Raw genomic sequence first — 16,546 nt, 5'->3', positions numbered from 1 at the left:
ATGAATGGAATGACGATGGAAAACACGAATAGCTTGCTGACCACCCTGAATGCGGAACAAACGGCCGAGGCCATCAAGGCGGCCGGCTGCGCCGTGACCAGCATCGAACACGACGGTGTCGTGCGCCTGCACAGCGCCAGCCATGGCATCGGCTTTCAGGTGCTGTGGGGCAATGAAGCATCGCCTGGTCAGTACGCGGACCTGACCCTGAGCTGCCCGCTGCGCGTGCAGGGCGGCGACTTGCCGGCCGGCTTGCTGGCCGAATGGCACCGCAGCAAGCGTTTTGCCCGCGTGGCCCAGCATGGCGATTTCGTCGTGCTGGAAATGGATGTGCTGGTCGCCGGCGGCGTCAGCCGCGAGTACCTGAATATCAATCTGCAACTGTGGACGCAGATGATGGGCCAGTTCTTCTTGTTTTTGCGCAACTTTACGCCGGCCGATACGAGCACCGCACCGCTCGTCGAAGCCGTCAACGTGGCAGAAGAAGAAACTGTGCCAGCCTGATAAGCGGGCCAAAGGCAGCAAAAAAGGCCCGTGACGGGCCTTTTTTGCTGCCGGCGGGTCCCAAGTGTCGTATTAAATACTTATTTTTTAGGCATCGCGCATTAAAACTGCTCAAAGAGCGTGTGTGAATCAAGCCAGCAACGGCTGTATGGCGGATAATATTGCCTGTTGCCGATTTGGATACGACCTTTACACAAAAATGCGCCCCATGGATTTTACCCGCGACGAAACCAGTGAAACCCCAGTTGCCCCGGCCAGTGCGCCGGGAGCGCCTTTGCCGTATGCCGTCGCCACCTGGCTGCAGCGGGTGGAGGCTGCCGCCCATCCGAAGGCCGTGCTGACCATTGCCGAGCCTGATCCCAAACTCAACCAGCACCGGCTGATCTACGTGCTGGCGCCCACCAGCGGTGGCCGCCACGTGGCCCTGTGCCTGTACAAGGCGCGGCTGCGGCCGAATGGCGACGTGGCGGCGGCTTCTCCCATCAGCGAAATCTTTTCCCTGCTGTCGGCGCCGCCCACGTTCCTGACGCCAGCCGACGAAGACCTCGTGCGTTTCTTCGTGGCCATGCGCAGCGGGCAGAATTCGCAGACGGGCAGCGCCACGGAGCCGAAGGGCAAGGTGGGCGCGGCCCTGCTGAAAATGCTGGCCGAGCAGGATAAATTGTTGTGGGCCAATTCCTGGGCCGACGTGGGCAATGGCCTTGTGTATCCGCTGAAGGAAGGTCCCGTGCGTCCCGCGCGCCTGTTCTGGCGCGACGAAGGCAAGACCATGCGCCTGGGCTGGCAAGTGGACCCGCCGGAAGGCGCGAAGCACCATGGCGCCGACCAGATCGACTACATGTTGCCCACCGATCCGCCGTGGTACATCGACAACCTGTCGTGCGGCGTGCTGGAATTGAACCAGGGCGGCTCCGACATTTCCCTGGCCGACTTGCAGGCGCTGGTGGCGCAGGCGCCGCCGTTGAACGCGAACGACAAGGTGCGCGTGTCGCAATTGCTGCTGGCGCAGGGCTTGCAGCATTTGATGCCGCTGCCGCAGCCGTTGCCGCAGCGCTTGCGCAAGGATGTGCCGGCGCAGCCGGTCTTGCTGCTCGACAGCGCCATGCTGGCCGATGGCAGCGCGCAGCGCTGGAGCGACTTCGCCGTGCTGTCCTACGACTACGATGGCGAGCGCGTCGCGTTCGACCCGTCGCAGCGCGTGGTGCGCCAAGTGGGCGACGTGACGGAAATTATCCAGAGAAATACGGTCGATGAAGCGCGCGCGCTGGCGACGCTGGCCGAGCTGCAATTCAAGAAGCCGGGTTCCGCCCCCTTGAGCGGCTTGAAGGGTGCCTTGCAACTGCCTTCCCAGGCGGAATGGCTGCGTTTTGCCGAGTCCGGCATCGACGCCTTGCGCAAACAGGGCTGGATCGTGGAAAAGACGGCCAAGTACCGCTATGACGTGAGCGACGTGGGCGAATGGTATGCGGAGATCGACGACCAGGATCCGGACAGCGGCAACGCCTGGTTCGAGCTGGAACTGGGCATCGTCGTCAACCACGAGCGCGTGCCGCTGCTGCCCGTGCTGGTGCAGCTGATCCGCAACGCGCCCAACGATTTCAACCCGAAAGTCATCGAAGCGCATGCGGACGATGACCAGATGCTGGCGACCTTGCAGGACGGCACGCGCGTGGCCCTGCCGTGGGGCAGAGTGCGCCCCATCCTGAACACGCTGGGCGAACTGTATTTCAGCGACAAGATCAAGCATGCCGTGCGCATGTCGACCCTGGATGCGGCGCGCCTGGAAGAGCTGGCGCGCGGCCTGGACATGGAATGGACGGGCGGCGAACAGCTGCGCGCCATGGGCCGCAAGCTGAGCCAGTTCGGTTCCGTGCAAAAAGTGGCGGCCCCAGCCGGCTTGCAGGCGACCCTGCGCGACTACCAGGCCGATGGCCTGGCGTGGATGCAATTCCTGCGCGACCATGACCTGGCGGGGATTCTGGCCGATGACATGGGACTCGGCAAGACCGTGCAGACCCTGGCGCATATCCTGGTGGAAAAGGAAGCGGGCCGTTTGACGCATCCGGCCCTGGTGATTGCACCGACGAGTTTGATGGGCAACTGGCAGGACGAAGCGGCAAAATTTGCGCCCAGCCTGAAAGTGCTGCTGTTGCAAGGCAAGGACCGCGCCCAGCAATTCGACCAGATCGACCAATGCGACCTGGTGCTGACCACCTACGCCCTGTTGCCGCGCGACGAGGAAACCCTGCGCGAGCACGATTTCCACCTGGTCATCCTCGACGAATCACACTACATCAAGAATACGCGCAGCAAGGCGGCGCAAAGCGCGGGCCTGTTGCGCGCGCGCCACCGCCTGTGCCTGTCCGGCACGCCGCTGGAAAATCACCTGGGCGAGCTGTGGTCGCAATTCCACTTCCTGCTGCCGGGCTTGCTGGGCGACGAGAAGACCTTCAATACGCAATTCCGCCATCCGATCGAGCGCCAGGACGACCCGCTGCGCCGCATGCTCCTGAACCGCCGCATCAAGCCTTTCCTGCTGCGCCGCACGAAGGACAATGTGGCCAAAGAGCTCCCGCCGAAAACGGAAATGGTGCGCAAGGTGGAATTGACGGGGCCGCAACGCGACCTGTATGAAACCGTGCGTCTGGCGATGGATCAAAAGGTGCGCGAAGAAATCGACAAGAAGGGCGTGGCGCGCAGCCAGATCGTCATCCTCGAAGCGCTGCTGAAACTGCGGCAAGTGTGCTGCGATCCGCGCCTGGTGAAATCCTTGCCGGCGAAGAAGCAGTCGGCCGGCTCGGCCAAGCTGCTCGACCTGATGCAGATGGTGGAAGACTTGCTCGACGAAGGGCGCAAGATCCTCGTGTTCTCGCAATTTACCAGCATGCTGGAATTGATCGAGGAAGAACTGGAATCGCGCGACATTCCCTACGCCTTGCTGACAGGCGAAACGAAAGACCGGGGCGCGCAAGTGGCGGCTTTCCAGCAGGGCGCCGTGCCGATCTTCCTGATCAGCCTGAAAGCGGGCGGCGTCGGCTTGAACCTGACGGCCGCCGACACGGTCATCCACTACGATCCGTGGTGGAATCCGGCGGCGGAAAACCAGGCCACGGACCGCGCCTGGCGCATCGGCCAGGACAAGCCAGTGTTCGTCTACAAGCTGATCGCGAAGGGCACGCTGGAAGAAAAAATCCAGCTGCTGCAGCAAAAGAAATCGGAGCTGGCGCAATCGATCCTGGCCGAAGGCGAATCGCAGAAGATGGCCCTCACGCAGGAAGACTTGCAGCAGATTTTTGCCCCGCTGGAAGATTAACGCTGCCGCACGCTTATACTTGGCGATTCTTTCTTGCCAGGTATAACGCATGCTGCCCTTTCTCCTTCTGCTGCTTGCCGGCGCCATCCTCATGGCGCTGCGCTTCGTCCAGTTGCGTCGCGCCCTGCTGCGCGCGCGGGCGGGCGAAACGCAGTTCCGCCTGCTGGCCGAGCACGGGCGCGACGCGGCCTTCCTGCTCGACGCCACGACCCTGGAATTGCTCTACATCAGCCCCGCCGCGCAGCGCCTGACGGGCCACGACTTGCCTGCCTTGCGCGCGCACGCGGCGCAGCTGGCGGCGGACGTGCCGGCCCGGCTGCAGCGCTGGCGCGATGGCGACGCCAGCCGTTTGACCCTGTTGCGCGAAGTGGAATTGCCGCACGCCGACGGCCACCAGCTGGCCCTGGAAATCCACTCCACCATCGTGCCTGCGGCGGCAGGGCGGGGCTTGACCTTGGCGGGCACGGTGCGCGACGTCAGCGCCGTCCAGGCGCAGGAAGCCGAGCGGGAAAAGGAGCAGAAGCGCTTTGCCTCGATGCTGTCGCACGAATTCCGCACGCCGCTGGCCACGATTGATGGCGCCATCCAGCGCCTCGTCTCGACGTCCACCGAGGCGGACGAGGCCACGCGCAAGCGCTACGTGAAAATCCAGACGGCCGTCGACCGTTTGTTGTCCATGATTGACGATTATTTGTCACCCGAACGCATGGCGGCCATCGGCCGCGAGCGGGCCGCCGACGGCATCGCGCCGCTGGCCCTGCTGCAACAGGCGGCCGCCACCGTGCCGGCCAGCCACCGCGTGCAGCTGGAACTGGACGAGGACTTGCCGGCCAGGTTGCGCTGCGACGTGCCCGGCATGGCGCTGTGCCTGAAAATCCTGCTCGACAACGCCGTCAAGTTCAGCCCGCCTGGCAGTGCCATCACCGTGTCGGCCAAGCTGGTGCCCGAGGGCGGCGTGGCCCTGTGCGTGCGCGATGCGGGGCCTGGCTTGCGGGAAGACGAACTGGCGCAGTTGTTCGAAAAAGGAAGCCGTGGAACCTATGCCACGCATCCGGGCGCGGGACTGGGCCTGTACATGGCGCGCGCCGTGGTGGACGTGCATGGCGGGAGTTTGCAGGGGCATAATCTGCCCGAAGGCGGGGCACTTTTCCGCATTTGGCTGCCGCTTCCTGTCTAGACAAGGAAAAGCCTTGCTTCCGCTGAAGGCAACCGTGATAATTCCTTGACGTAAACCTATTGTGCCGTCCATCATGGTGTAGAAGTGAATGGCATGGTTTGCCCACGGTAGCTCACTAACGGAAGAATGGCGTTGCAATGACGAAAATACTGATCGTCGAAGACAATCTGGACTACGCCGAAGACATGGCGGAGTTTCTCGTTGAGCTCGAACACGAAGTTCATATCACCAGCTCCGCTGGCGGGATGTGGACGGCGTTGAGCCATGGTAATGTTGGCGTGGTGGTACTGGACCTGGGCTTGCCCGATGAGGATGGCTTCAACGTCATTCCCCGCATGCGCCAGCTGTATCCGCAAATTGGCGTGCTGGTGCTGACGGGGCGTGTCGCTTTCGACAGCCGCATCCTGGGCTTGCGCCTGGGTGCCGACCACTATCTGACCAAGCCGATCAAATTCCCCGAATTGGCCGCCCACATCGAAGCGCTCGACCGCCGCGTCGGCCCGCAAGATCCCGTGCCCGAGCCGGGCAAGTGGACCTTGAAGGTCAGCGCGCGCCAACTTGAGCTGATGGGTTCAGTCATCGCCCTGACGGAAAAAGAATTCAACTTCCTGCACTTGCTCACCATCAATACCCGCCCGGTGCCGCGCGACGTCATCGTGGCCGGCATGGGCGGCGAAGATCCCGATGCGGGCCGCCGGGTCGACATGCTCGTGTATCGCCTGCGCAAGAAAGCCAAGACGGGCCTGGGCCAGGACTTGCCGCTGCGCAGCGCGTATGGCGAAGGCTACAGTTTGTCGGCCAGTTTCAATTTGTCCTGACCAGCAGAGGCGGTCGGGATGAAATGGCGTGTTCTGCTTGGGCTATTGCTGATCGTTGGCTTGTCCTGTGCGGTCCTGTTGCTGCGTCAGGAATGGAAAATCGACAGCTGTCTCGACAATGGTGGCCGCTGGAACTATTCACTTGCCGTTTGCGACGGCGCATGAGTATTCTGCTCTGAAATTAAGGGACGGAGTCAACCGCTTTTTTCTGCATCTCAAATAAAACAGGGTCAGAGTCGCGCCTTGCGCGCACAAGTGTGTAAAATCAAGGTCTTAGCCTTCTTTTTACCGATTCCGCCATGGCCCGTTTACCCCGCCTCATTATTCCAGCACTACCCCATTATGTGATCCAGCGCGGCAGCAACCGCCAGAGCGTGTTCCAGGATGCGGCCGACTACGCGCAATTCCTTTCCTGGCTGAAAACCGGGGCAAAAATGTTCAAGGTGGCCATCCATGCCTACGTTTTATTGCCTGATCAGCTACATTTGCTGGCCACGCCCAGCGATGCGACGGGTCTGGGGCAGCTGATGCAGTGGCTGGGACGCTATTACGTGCCGTATTTCAACCAGAAATACGGCCGCGAGGGGGCACTGTGGCAGGGACGCTACAAAACTTCCGTCATCGATCCCGACAATTTCTTCCTCACTTGCTGCCGCTACCTGGAATGCGTACCCGTGCAAACGGGTTTGGCGGGCCAGACGCTGGACTATAGCTGGTCCAGCTATGCCCACCATGCGGGCGTGCGTCCCGATCCCGTCATCACCGACCATGCGCTGTACTGGGCGCTCGGCAATACGCCGTTCGACCGCGAAGCGGCCTATCTGCGCCTGTTCGAGCAAGGCCTGGGCCGCAGCCAGGTCAAGGTGGTGGAAGAGGCTGTATTGAAGGGCTGGCCGCTGGGTTCCGACGCTTTCAAGCAGGCGCTGGAGCACAAAATGCAGCGGCAAGTGCTGCCGGCCAAGCGGGGCCGTCCCCGCAAAATCGTGGCCGACGCGGACGCCAATTGAAAAGCATTCGCATTTAAAACAAAAAATGGTTTCTTTCTCACGTTTTATTGAAATTGCTTTGACTATGTCCCTATTAAATTTTTAGAGCGACGGAATCGAATTTAATTCGACTCCGACCCTAATTTTTCTGGTTGAGTTTTTTGTTGCGTTGCACTACTCTAGTTTTTCGATAGTCATATGCAGCGGAGAAGCCCATGAAAGCGCAAGGCCTGTACGACCCAGCCAATGAACACGATGCCTGCGGCGTCGGTTTCGTCGCCCATATCAAGGGCAACAAGACCCATTCGATCGTCGAACAGGGTTTGCTGATTCTGAAAAACCTCGATCACCGGGGCGCCGTGGGCGCCGATGCGCTGATGGGCGATGGTGCCGGCATCCTGATCCAGATTCCCGACCAGTACTACCGCGAAGAAATGGCCAAGCAGGGCGTGGAATTGCCGCCGCCTGGCGAATACGGTGTGGGCATGGTCTTCTTGCCGAAGGAACATGCGTCGCGCATCGCGTGCGAACAGGAAATCGAACGCGCCGTGCGCATCGAGGGACAAGTCGTGCTGGGCTGGCGCAACGTGCCCATCGATACGGACATGCCGATGTCGCCCACCGTGCGCGCCAAGGAACCGGTCATCCGCCAGATTTTCATCGGCCGCGGCCCGGACATCATGGTCACCGACGCGCTCGAGCGCAAACTGTATGTGATCCGCAAATCGTCGGGCCACGCCATCCAGGCCTTGAAACTGTTGCACGGCAAGGAATTCTTCGTGCCGTCGATGTCGGCGCGCACCATTGTCTATAAGGGCTTGCTGCTGGCCGACCAGGTGGGCGTGTATTACAAGGACTTGCAGGATGCGCGCTGCATCTCGGCCCTGGCCCTCGTGCACCAGCGTTTCTCGACGAATACTTTCCCGGAATGGCCGCTGGCCCACCCGTACCGTCTGATCGCGCATAACGGCGAGATCAACACCGTCAAGGGCAACTTCAACTGGATGCGCGCGCGCGAAGGCGTGATGAAGTCGGCCGTGCTGGGCGACGACCTGCAAAAATTGTTCCCCCTGATCTATGAAGGCCAGTCCGACACGGCGTGCTTCGATAATGCGCTGGAACTGCTGTTGATGGCCGGCTACCCGATCGCCCAGGCGATGATGATGATGATTCCGGAAGCGTGGGAAAACCACACGACGATGGACGACAACCGCCGCGCCTTCTATGAATACCACGCGGCCATGATGGAACCGTGGGACGGCCCCGCCGCCATGGCGTTCACGGACGGCCGCCACATCGGCGGTACCCTGGACCGCAACGGCTTGCGTCCCGCGCGCTACATCGTCACGGACGACGACCTGGTGGTGATGGCGTCGGAATCGGGCGTGCTGCCGATTCCCGAGTCGAAGATCATCCAGAAATGGCGCTTGCAGCCTGGCAAGATGTTCCTGATCGACTTGGAAGCGGGCCGCATCATCGACGACCAGGAACTGAAAAACACCTACGCCAACGCCAAGCCATATAAAGCGTGGATCAACTCGGTGCGCATCAAGCTCGACGAGATCAAGCTGGCCGAAGGACAAGCCAAGCTGGACCGCGCGCAAGGCGAAAAAGAGCAGCCATCGTTGCTCGACCGCCAGCAGGCGTTCGGCTATACGCAGGAAGACTTGAAATTCCTCATGGCGCCCATGGCCGTGGCCGGCGAAGAGGCGACGGGCTCGATGGGCAATGACTCGCCGCTGGCCGTCATGTCGAACAAGCTCAAACCGCTGTATAACTACTTCAAGCAACTGTTCGCGCAAGTGACGAATCCGCCGATCGACCCGATCCGCGAAGCGATGGTGATGTCGCTCGTGTCCTTCATCGGCCCGAAACCGAACTTGCTCGATACGAATAACGTCAACCCGCCGATGCGCCTGGAAGTGGCGCAGCCCGTGCTGGGCTTTGACGACATGGCCCGCTTGCGCAACATCAGCGCCCACACGGGCGGCAAGTTCAAGTCGTACGAACTGGACATCTGCTACCCGCTGGCCTGGGGCAAGGAAGGCGTGGAAGCGTGCCTGGCCTCGCTGTGCGCGGAAGCCGTCGACGCCGTCAAGTCGGGCCACAATATTTTGATCGTCTCGGACCGCGCCATTTGCGCCGACCAGGTGGCGATCCCCGCGCTGCTGGCCACCTCCACCGTGCATCAGCACCTGGTGAGCAAGGGCTTGCGCGCCTCCACCGGCCTCGTCGTGGAAACGGGCTCGGCCCGCGAAACGCACCACTTCGCCTTGCTGGCCGGCTACGGCGCGGAAGCCGTCCACCCATATCTGGCCATGGAAACCCTGGTCGAGATGGCGCACGGCTTGCCAGGCGACTTGTCGGGCGACAAAGCCATCTACAACTACACCAAGGCGGTGGGCAAAGGCTTGATGAAGGTCATGTCGAAGATGGGCATTTCGACGTACATGTCGTACTGCGGCGCGCAAATCTTCGAAGCCATCGGCTTGAATAAATCGCTGGTCGACAAATACTTCAAGGGCACGGCCTCGAACGTGGAAGGCATCGGCGTGTTTGAAGTGGCGGAAGAAGCGCTGCGCCTGCACGCGCTGGCCTTCGGCAACGATCCCGTGCTGGCCGACAAGCTCGACGCGGGTGGCGAGTATGCATTCCGCGTGCGCGGCGAAGACCACATGTGGACGCCGGACGCGATTGCCAAGCTGCAGCATTCCACGCGCAGCAACAATTTCTCCAGCTATAAAGAGTATGCGCAAATCATCAACGACCAGAGCCGTCGCCACCTGACCCTGCGCGGCCTGTTCGAGTTCAAGCTCGACCCGACCAAGGCCATCCCGCTCGATGAAGTGGAACCGGCCAAGGAAATCGTCAAGCGCTTTGCCACGGGCGCGATGTCGCTCGGCTCGATCAGCACGGAAGCGCACGCCACGCTGGCCGTGGCCATGAACCGCATCGGCGGCAAGTCGAACACGGGCGAGGGCGGCGAAGATCCGAACCGCTACACGCAGGAATTGAAGGGTATCCCGATCCGCCAGGGCGACACCATGGCTTCCGTCGTGGGCGCCGAGCAGATCGTCGTCGACATTCCGCTGCAGGAAGGCGATTCCATGCGTTCGCGCATCAAGCAGGTGGCGTCGGGACGTTTCGGCGTCACGGCCGCCTACCTGAATTCGGCCGACCAGATCCAGATCAAGATGGCGCAGGGCGCCAAGCCGGGCGAAGGCGGCCAGTTGCCGGGCCATAAAGTGTCGGAATACATCGCCAGCCTGCGCTTTTCCGTGCCGGGCGTGGGCTTGATTTCGCCGCCGCCGCACCACGACATCTATTCGATTGAAGATCTGGCGCAGCTGATCCATGACTTGAAGAATGCCAATCCGCGCGCTTCGATCTCCGTGAAGCTGGTGTCGGAAGTGGGCATCGGCACGGTGGCTGCCGGCGTCACCAAGGCGAAAGCCGACCACGTGGTCGTCGCCGGCCATGACGGCGGCACGGGCGCTTCGCCATTGTCGTCCGTGAAACATGCGGGCACGCCGTGGGAGCTGGGTCTGGCAGAAACGCAACAAACGCTGGTACTGAACGGCTTGCGCAGCCGCATCCGCGTGCAGGCCGACGGCCAGATGAAGACGGGCCGCGACGTGGTCATCGCCGCCCTGCTGGGCGCCGACGAGATCGGCTTCGCCACGGCGCCGCTGGTGGTCGAGGGCTGCATCATGATGCGCAAATGCCACTTGAATACCTGCCCGGTAGGCGTTGCCACGCAAGATCCTGTGCTGCGCGCCAAGTTCTCGGGCAAACCCGAGTATGTCGTCAATTACTTCTTCTTCGTTGCCGAAGAAGCCCGTCAATTGATGGCGCAGCTGGGCATCCGCACATATGACGAACTGATCGGCCGCGTGGACTTGCTGGACAAGTCGAAGGCGATTTCGCACTGGAAGGCGCAGGGCCTGGACTTCTCGGCCATCTTCCACAAACCGGAAACGCCGGATGGCCAAGCCTGTCGCCACGTGGAATTCCAGGACCATGCGCTGGAAAAAGCGCTCGACCACAAGCTGATCGCGCAAGCGCGCGCGGCGCTGGAGAAGGGCGAGCGCGTCTCCTTCATCTCGCCCGTGCGCAACCTGAACCGCACGGTGGGTACCATGCTGTCCGGTGAAGTGGCGAAGAAATACGGCCATGCCGGCTTGCCGGACGACACCATCCACATCCAGCTGCAAGGCACGGCGGGCCAGTCGGCCTGCGCCTTCCTGGCGCACGGCATCACGATCGACCTGGTGGGCGAGGGCAACGATTACGTGGGCAAGGGCCTGTCGGGCGGGCGCATCATCGTGCGGCCGAATACGGAATTCCGTGGCTGGGCCGTGGATAACATCATCATCGGCAATACGGTGCTGTACGGCGCCATCGCCGGCGAAGCCTTTTTCAATGGCGTGGCCGGCGAACGCTTTGCCGTGCGCAACTCGGGCGCCACCACGGTGGTCGAGGGCCTGGGCGACCATGGCTGCGAATATATGACGGGCGGCACGGTGGTGGTCCTGGGCAACACGGGACGCAACTTCGCGGCCGGCATGTCGGGCGGCATCGCCTATGTGTATGACCCGGCCGGCGACTTTGCCAGCAAGTGCAACACGGCCATGGTCAGCCTGGACAAGGTCGTGTCCGCAGCGGAACAGCATCTCGACCGCGATGCCTGGCATACGCAGCACCGCGACGGCGTGCCGGAAGCCGACGAGGTCATCCTCAAGCGCCTGATCGAGCGTCACTTCAAGCACACGGGCAGCACCCGCGCCCGTGTCCTGCTGGACGACTGGGCCGCGGCGCGCGGCAAGTTCGTGAAAGTCTTCCCGAACGAATACAAGCGCGCGCTGATTGAAATGGCTGCCGATGCCGCCATGGAAGTCCAAGCCGTCGCCGCCTGAGCCAGCCAAGATCAATCGCATAGAGCAATGACAGGGAGCGGCCAAGCCGCTCCCAGCCAGCAAATACAAAGGAAACATCGTGGGTAAAATTACCGGCTTCATGGAATTCAAGCGCCAGGACGAACACTATCTGGAGCCTGCCGCGCGTCTGAAGAACTACAAGGAATTCGTGCTGCACCTGTCGGACGCGCAAGCGACCGTGCAAGGCGCGCGCTGCATGGATTGCGGCATTCCCTTCTGTACTACGGGTTGCCCCGTGAATAACATCATTCCCGATTGGAATGACCTGGTGTACCGCGGCGCCTACCGCGAAGCGCTGGACATCTTGCATTCGACGAATAACTTCCCGGAATTTACGGGCCGCATCTGCCCGGCGCCGTGCGAATCGGCGTGCACCCTGGGCATCCACGAAGATCCGGTCGGCATCAAGTCGATCGAACATAAAATCATCGACATGGGCTGGGAACACGGCTGGGTCACGCCGCAGCCGGCGGGATTCAGCACCGGCAAGAAAGTGGCCATCGTCGGTTCCGGCCCTGCGGGCCTGGCGGCGGCGCAGCAGCTGGCGCGCGCCGGCCATGCCGTCACCGTTTTTGAAAAGAGCGACCGGGTCGGTGGCTTGCTGCGTTACGGCATCCCTGACTTCAAGATGGAAAAATCGCACATCGACCTGCGCGTGAAACAGATGGAAGCCGAAGGCGTGGTCTTCCGCACCAGCGTGCTGGTCGGCAAGGATTTCCCTGCCCACGTCAACAACTGGGCCAAGGAAACCATTTTCCCGGAAGACCTGGAAAAAGAATTCGACGCCGTCATCATGGCCGGCGGCGCCGAGCAGCCGCGCGACTTGCCCGTGCCGGGCCGCGAGCTGAAAGGCGTGCATTTCGCCATGGATTTCCTGCCGCTGCAAAACAAGGTCAACGCGGGCGACAAGCTCAAGGACCAGATCAAGGCGACGGGCAAGCACGTGGTGGTGATCGGCGGCGGCGACACGGGTTCCGACTGCGTCGGCACCTCGAACCGCCATGGCGCCGCCTCGGTGGCCCAGTTCGAACTGATGCCGCAGCCGCCGGAACAGGAAAACAAGCCGCTGGTCTGGCCTTACTGGCCGACCAAGCTGCGCACCTCGTCCTCGCACGAGGAAGGCTGCGAGCGCGACTGGGCCGTGGCCACCAAGCGTTTCGAAGGCAAGGGCGGCAAGGTGGAAAAGCTGATCGCCTGCCGCGTCGAGTGGAAGGACGGCAAGATGAGCGAAGTGCCGAACTCGGAATTCGAGATGAAGGCGGATCTGGTCTTCCTGGCCATGGGATTTGTTTCCCCCGTGCAACAAGTGCTGGAAGCGTTCGGCGTCGATACGGATGCGCGCGGCAATGTCAAGGCGACAACGGATGGCGCCGGCTGCTACCAGACGTCGGTGGCCAAGGTGTTTGCGGCAGGCGACATGCGCCGTGGCCAGTCGCTGGTGGTCTGGGCCATCCGCGAAGGGCGCCAGTGCGCGCGCGCCGTCGATGAGTTCCTGATGGGCGCATCCCTGCTGCCGCGCTAAAAAACGAGCAATTGTTCGTTTTTTTGCCAAGGCCACGGCGCGGATCGCGACGTGGCCTTTGTTCTTTTTACTTGTCAAGTCAACAGCCATGCATGCCATCGGGCAGGGACGCGATGTGGCGGCCGAATTTCCACTACAATATCTGACTTTCGATTCATTAGTGTTGTATTCTTCCCCTTTACGGGGCTGTCCCAAGGGGTGTCTCAGCAGAGGTTGGCGTTTCTGCACTACAATACGCCATTAAAATAGTGAGCTTCGTCGTGCCAAATCTTGTTGAGATCCGTGATTTACACTTTGCCTATGGAGAACGTTCGATTTTATCGGGCCTTCAAATGGATTTCCCACGTGGAAAAGTTGTGGCCGTCATGGGTGGCTCCGGCAGTGGCAAGACGACCGTATTGCGCCTAATCGGCGGGCAGCTACGCCCCAGTTCCGGTTCCGTGAATGTCGACGGGCAGATCGTGCATACGCTGGGGACCGACGAGTTATACCAGCTGCGCCGCAAGATGGGCATGCTGTTCCAGCACGGCGCCCTGTTTACGGACTTGACGGCGTTCGAGAACGTGGCGTTTCCCCTGCGCGAACATACGGACTTGAATGAAGAGCTGATCCGCACCCTGGTGCTGATGAAGCTGCACGCCGTGGGACTGCGCAATGCGGCGCAATTGAAGCCGGCCGAGATCTCGGGCGGCATGGGCCGCCGCGTCGCGCTGGCGCGCGCCATCGCGCTCGACCCCGAACTGATCATGTATGACGAGCCGTTCGCCGGCCTGGACCCGATTTCCATGGGCGTGACGGCGAATTTGATCCGCAATCTGAACGATGCGCTGGGCTCCACGTCTATCCTGGTATCGCACGATGTGAAGGAGTGTTTCGCCATCGCTGATTATGTCTATTTTCTGTCATCGGGCAAGATCGTGGCGCACGGCACGCCGGCCGAGATGGCCGTGTCGACGCATCCGTACGTCAAGCAGTTCGTCAATGCCGAGGCCGATGGCCCCGTGCCGTTCCATTATCCGGGCAAGTCGCTGGCCGACGACCTGGGTCTGCAGACGGGGGGCGGCCGATGATCGCGCGTTTCCTGGCGGCGATCGGTGCATGGTTGCGCAATTCGGTACAAGACCTCGGCTTTGCCGTGCGTTCGTTTTTTATCATCATCGCCTCGTCGGGCGGGCTGTGGCGCCGTCCGCGTCTGGTGATTGAGCAACTGTTTTTTATCGGTAACCGCTCTCTGGTGATTACCGCCGTCTCCGGCCTGTTTGTCGGCATGGTGCTGGGCTTGCAAGGGTATTACACCTTGACCACGTACGGCGCCGAACAGTCGCTGGGCTTGCTGGTGGCGCTGTCCCTGACGCGCGAACTGGGCCCGGTCGTCACGGCGCTGCTGTTCGCGGGCCGCGCCGGCACGTCGCTGACGGCGGAAATCGGCCTGATGAAGGCGGGCGAGCAATTGTCGGCCATGGAAATGATGGCCGTAAACCCGATCCAGCGCGTGCTGGCGCCCCGTTTCTGGGCCGGCGTGATCGCCATGCCGATCCTGGGCGCCATCTTTACGGCCGTCGGCATCATCGGCAGCTATCTGGTCGGCGTGGTGCTGATCGGCGTCGATGAAGGCTCGTTCTGGTCGCAGATGCAAGGCGGCGTGGATGTCTGGAAGGAAGTCGGCAATGGCACCATCAAGAGCCTGGTGTTCGGTATTGCCGTGACCTTCATCGCGCTGTTCCAGGGTTACCAGGCACAGCCGACGCCGGAAGACGTGTCCGGCGCCACCACGCGCACGGTGGTCATTTCATCGTTGATGGTGTGGTGGCTCGATTTCATGATGACGGCGTTGATGTTTAGCAAGTAATTGCCGATCAGCTACAAACAGCGGGCCTGGGCAAGATGTTGCGCAGGCGGCAGCAAGTAAAAATTATTTAGGATTGTTTATGCAACGTAAATCTTTGGATGTCTGGGTCGGCTTGTTCGTCTTGCTGGGTGTGGCGGCATTGATGTTTCTGGCGCTCAAGGCCGGCAATATGAGCTCGCTGTCTTTCAGCAAGACGTATACCATTAGCGCCAAGTTCGACAATATTGGCGGCCTCAAGCCGCAGGCGCCCGTCAAGGGTGCCGGCGTGGTCGTGGGCCGGGTCTCGGAAATCGTCTTTGACGACAAGACCTACCAGGCGCTGGTGAAACTCGACATCGAAGATGGCTACAAATTTCCGAAAGACAGCTCGGCCAAGATTTTGACGGCCGGTTTGCTGGGTGAGCAATATATCGGCCTGGAAGCAGGCGGCGATTTGGCGAACCTGGCAGAGGGCGACAAGATCGCCCGTACTCAATCGGCCACAGTGCTGGAAGACCTGATCAATCAGTTCATCTACAGCAAGGCAGCGGAAGGAAAGGACAGCAAATGAGCGAGTCGACCAAGCAATCCCAAGGCAGCCTGGTACGTATCGGCCTGGCCATGGCCATCGCCGCCAGCGTGAGCGCTTGCGCCACCGGCACCAACCCGCGCGACCCGCTGGAAGGGTATAACCGCGCCATGTTCAAGTTCAACGACACCGTTGACCAGGTGGCCCTGAAACCGGTCGCCACGGCTTACAAGAAAGTCACGCCATCGTTCGTGCAAACGGGCGTGGGCAACTTCTTCGGCAACTTGTCCGACGTGTGGAGCGCCGTAAACAACTTATTGCAAGGCAAAGGTGAAGCGGGCTTGCAAGACGTCGTGCGCGTCAGCATGAACTCGACTTTCGGTATCCTTGGCCTGATCGATATCGCCTCGCAGGCGGGCATCCCCAAGCATAGCGAAGACTTTGGCCAGACCCTGGGCTGGTATGGCGTCCAGTCTGGTCCGTACGTGATGCTGCCGCTGCTGGGCCCATCGACCGTGCGCGACACGGCGGCCCTGCCGCTCGATATCGCGGGCGACCCATGGCGCTACAAGGATCCGGTCAATGTGCGCAATATCGGCACGGTGACGCGCGTGGTCGACAAGCGCGCTGCGCTGCTCGACGCGACCAACCTGATGGAAGCCGCCGCGCTCGACCGTTATGAATTCATCCGCGACGGCTTCCTGCAGGCGCGCGAAAGCAAGGTTTTCGATGGCGATACGGACCGCCGCGACCGCAAAGTGCCAAAAAACGACACCAGCGATTACGAGCCGGAGTACGATGCGAAACCCCAGGCGGCCCCGGTAGAAGCGCCGCCCGCCAAGGTTGCCGCCCAGCTGGCACCTGCGGACCTCGTAACATCTGGTAGCAATACCGTTGCATCCGAGGCCAAGTCGCAGGAGTAAACTCCGGTA

11 protein-coding genes are annotated in these 16,546 nt (G+C 61.5%); all 11 read left to right on the top strand.

The annotated features are described in order from the left end of the window. Positions 1 to 15: 15 nt before the first annotated feature. The 11 genes from CSQ92_RS26165 to CSQ92_RS26115 all read left to right on the top strand — a co-directional run bounded on the left by CSQ92_RS26165 (position 16) and on the right by CSQ92_RS26115 (position 16,537). Positions 16 to 504, top strand: coding sequence for a YbjN domain-containing protein (locus tag CSQ92_RS26165; protein ID WP_070280193.1), 489 nt, complete (start codon positions 16 to 18; stop codon positions 502 to 504). 208 nt (positions 505 to 712) lie between these two features. Then, a complete protein-coding gene (locus tag CSQ92_RS26160; RefSeq protein WP_099395789.1) occupies positions 713 to 3,817 on the top strand; it encodes a DEAD/DEAH box helicase in 3,105 nt (1,034 codons plus the stop codon). A gap of 49 nt (positions 3,818 to 3,866) precedes the next feature. Continuing rightward, complete coding sequence (locus tag CSQ92_RS26155; RefSeq protein ID WP_099395788.1) at positions 3,867 to 4,994, top strand: PAS domain-containing sensor histidine kinase; 1,128 nt, start codon at positions 3,867 to 3,869, stop codon at positions 4,992 to 4,994. 137 nt (positions 4,995 to 5,131) lie between these two features. Next, positions 5,132 to 5,812, top strand: coding sequence for a response regulator transcription factor (locus tag CSQ92_RS26150; RefSeq protein WP_034780956.1), 681 nt, complete (start codon positions 5,132 to 5,134; stop codon positions 5,810 to 5,812). A 299-nt stretch (positions 5,813 to 6,111) separates the two neighbouring features. Beyond that, positions 6,112 to 6,819, top strand: a complete 708-nt coding sequence (locus tag CSQ92_RS26145; RefSeq protein WP_099395787.1) for a transposase — start codon at positions 6,112 to 6,114, stop codon at positions 6,817 to 6,819. A gap of 194 nt (positions 6,820 to 7,013) precedes the next feature. After that, entirely contained in the window at positions 7,014 to 11,714 is a 4,701-nt protein-coding gene (locus CSQ92_RS26140; RefSeq protein ID WP_034780954.1) for a glutamate synthase-related protein, read from the top strand. Positions 11,715 to 11,793: 79 nt separating this feature from the next. Continuing rightward, positions 11,794 to 13,257, top strand: coding sequence for a glutamate synthase subunit beta (locus CSQ92_RS26135; RefSeq protein WP_070257787.1), 1,464 nt, complete (start codon positions 11,794 to 11,796; stop codon positions 13,255 to 13,257). A gap of 260 nt (positions 13,258 to 13,517) precedes the next feature. Continuing rightward, the gene (locus tag CSQ92_RS26130; protein ID WP_034781028.1) at positions 13,518 to 14,327 is read left to right on the top strand and encodes an ABC transporter ATP-binding protein; all 810 of its coding nucleotides are present in this window, start codon (positions 13,518 to 13,520) and stop codon (positions 14,325 to 14,327) included. Beyond that, positions 14,324 to 15,106 (top strand): lipid asymmetry maintenance ABC transporter permease subunit MlaE, encoded by a 783-nt coding sequence (mlaE, locus tag CSQ92_RS26125; protein WP_034780952.1) that lies wholly within the window; start codon positions 14,324 to 14,326, stop codon positions 15,104 to 15,106. Before CSQ92_RS26130 ends, mlaE begins: the two co-directional genes overlap by 4 nt. Positions 15,107 to 15,185: 79 nt before the next feature. Continuing rightward, positions 15,186 to 15,656, top strand: a complete 471-nt coding sequence (gene mlaD / locus CSQ92_RS26120) for an outer membrane lipid asymmetry maintenance protein MlaD (RefSeq protein ID WP_034753810.1) — start codon at positions 15,186 to 15,188, stop codon at positions 15,654 to 15,656. Further along, positions 15,653 to 16,537, top strand: a complete 885-nt coding sequence (locus CSQ92_RS26115) for an MlaA family lipoprotein (protein WP_070257788.1) — start codon at positions 15,653 to 15,655, stop codon at positions 16,535 to 16,537. Before mlaD ends, CSQ92_RS26115 begins: the two co-directional genes overlap by 4 nt. Positions 16,538 to 16,546: the final 9 nt, after the last annotated feature.

The sequence above is a fragment of the Janthinobacterium sp. BJB446 genome (assembly GCF_002735655.1).
Lineage (GTDB): Bacteria > Pseudomonadota > Gammaproteobacteria > Burkholderiales > Burkholderiaceae_D > Janthinobacterium > Janthinobacterium lividum.
The sequence above is the reverse complement of the archived record's forward strand: the minus strand, read 5'-3'. Positions and strand labels throughout refer to the sequence as shown.

Coding starts and splice junctions, on each gene's coding strand:
- mlaE (WP_034780952.1), top strand. CDS start 14,324: ATGATCGCGCGTTTCCTGGCGGCGATCGGTGCATGGTTGCGCAATTCG.
- CSQ92_RS26160 (WP_099395789.1), top strand. CDS start 713: ATGGATTTTACCCGCGACGAAACCAGTGAAACCCCAGTTGCCCCGGCC.
- CSQ92_RS26165 (WP_070280193.1), top strand. CDS start 16: ATGGAAAACACGAATAGCTTGCTGACCACCCTGAATGCGGAACAAACG.
- CSQ92_RS26145 (WP_099395787.1), top strand. CDS start 6,112: ATGGCCCGTTTACCCCGCCTCATTATTCCAGCACTACCCCATTATGTG.
- CSQ92_RS26115 (WP_070257788.1), top strand. CDS start 15,653: ATGAGCGAGTCGACCAAGCAATCCCAAGGCAGCCTGGTACGTATCGGC.
- CSQ92_RS26150 (WP_034780956.1), top strand. CDS start 5,132: ATGACGAAAATACTGATCGTCGAAGACAATCTGGACTACGCCGAAGAC.
- CSQ92_RS26155 (WP_099395788.1), top strand. CDS start 3,867: ATGCTGCCCTTTCTCCTTCTGCTGCTTGCCGGCGCCATCCTCATGGCG.
- mlaD (WP_034753810.1), top strand. CDS start 15,186: ATGCAACGTAAATCTTTGGATGTCTGGGTCGGCTTGTTCGTCTTGCTG.
- CSQ92_RS26140 (WP_034780954.1), top strand. CDS start 7,014: ATGAAAGCGCAAGGCCTGTACGACCCAGCCAATGAACACGATGCCTGC.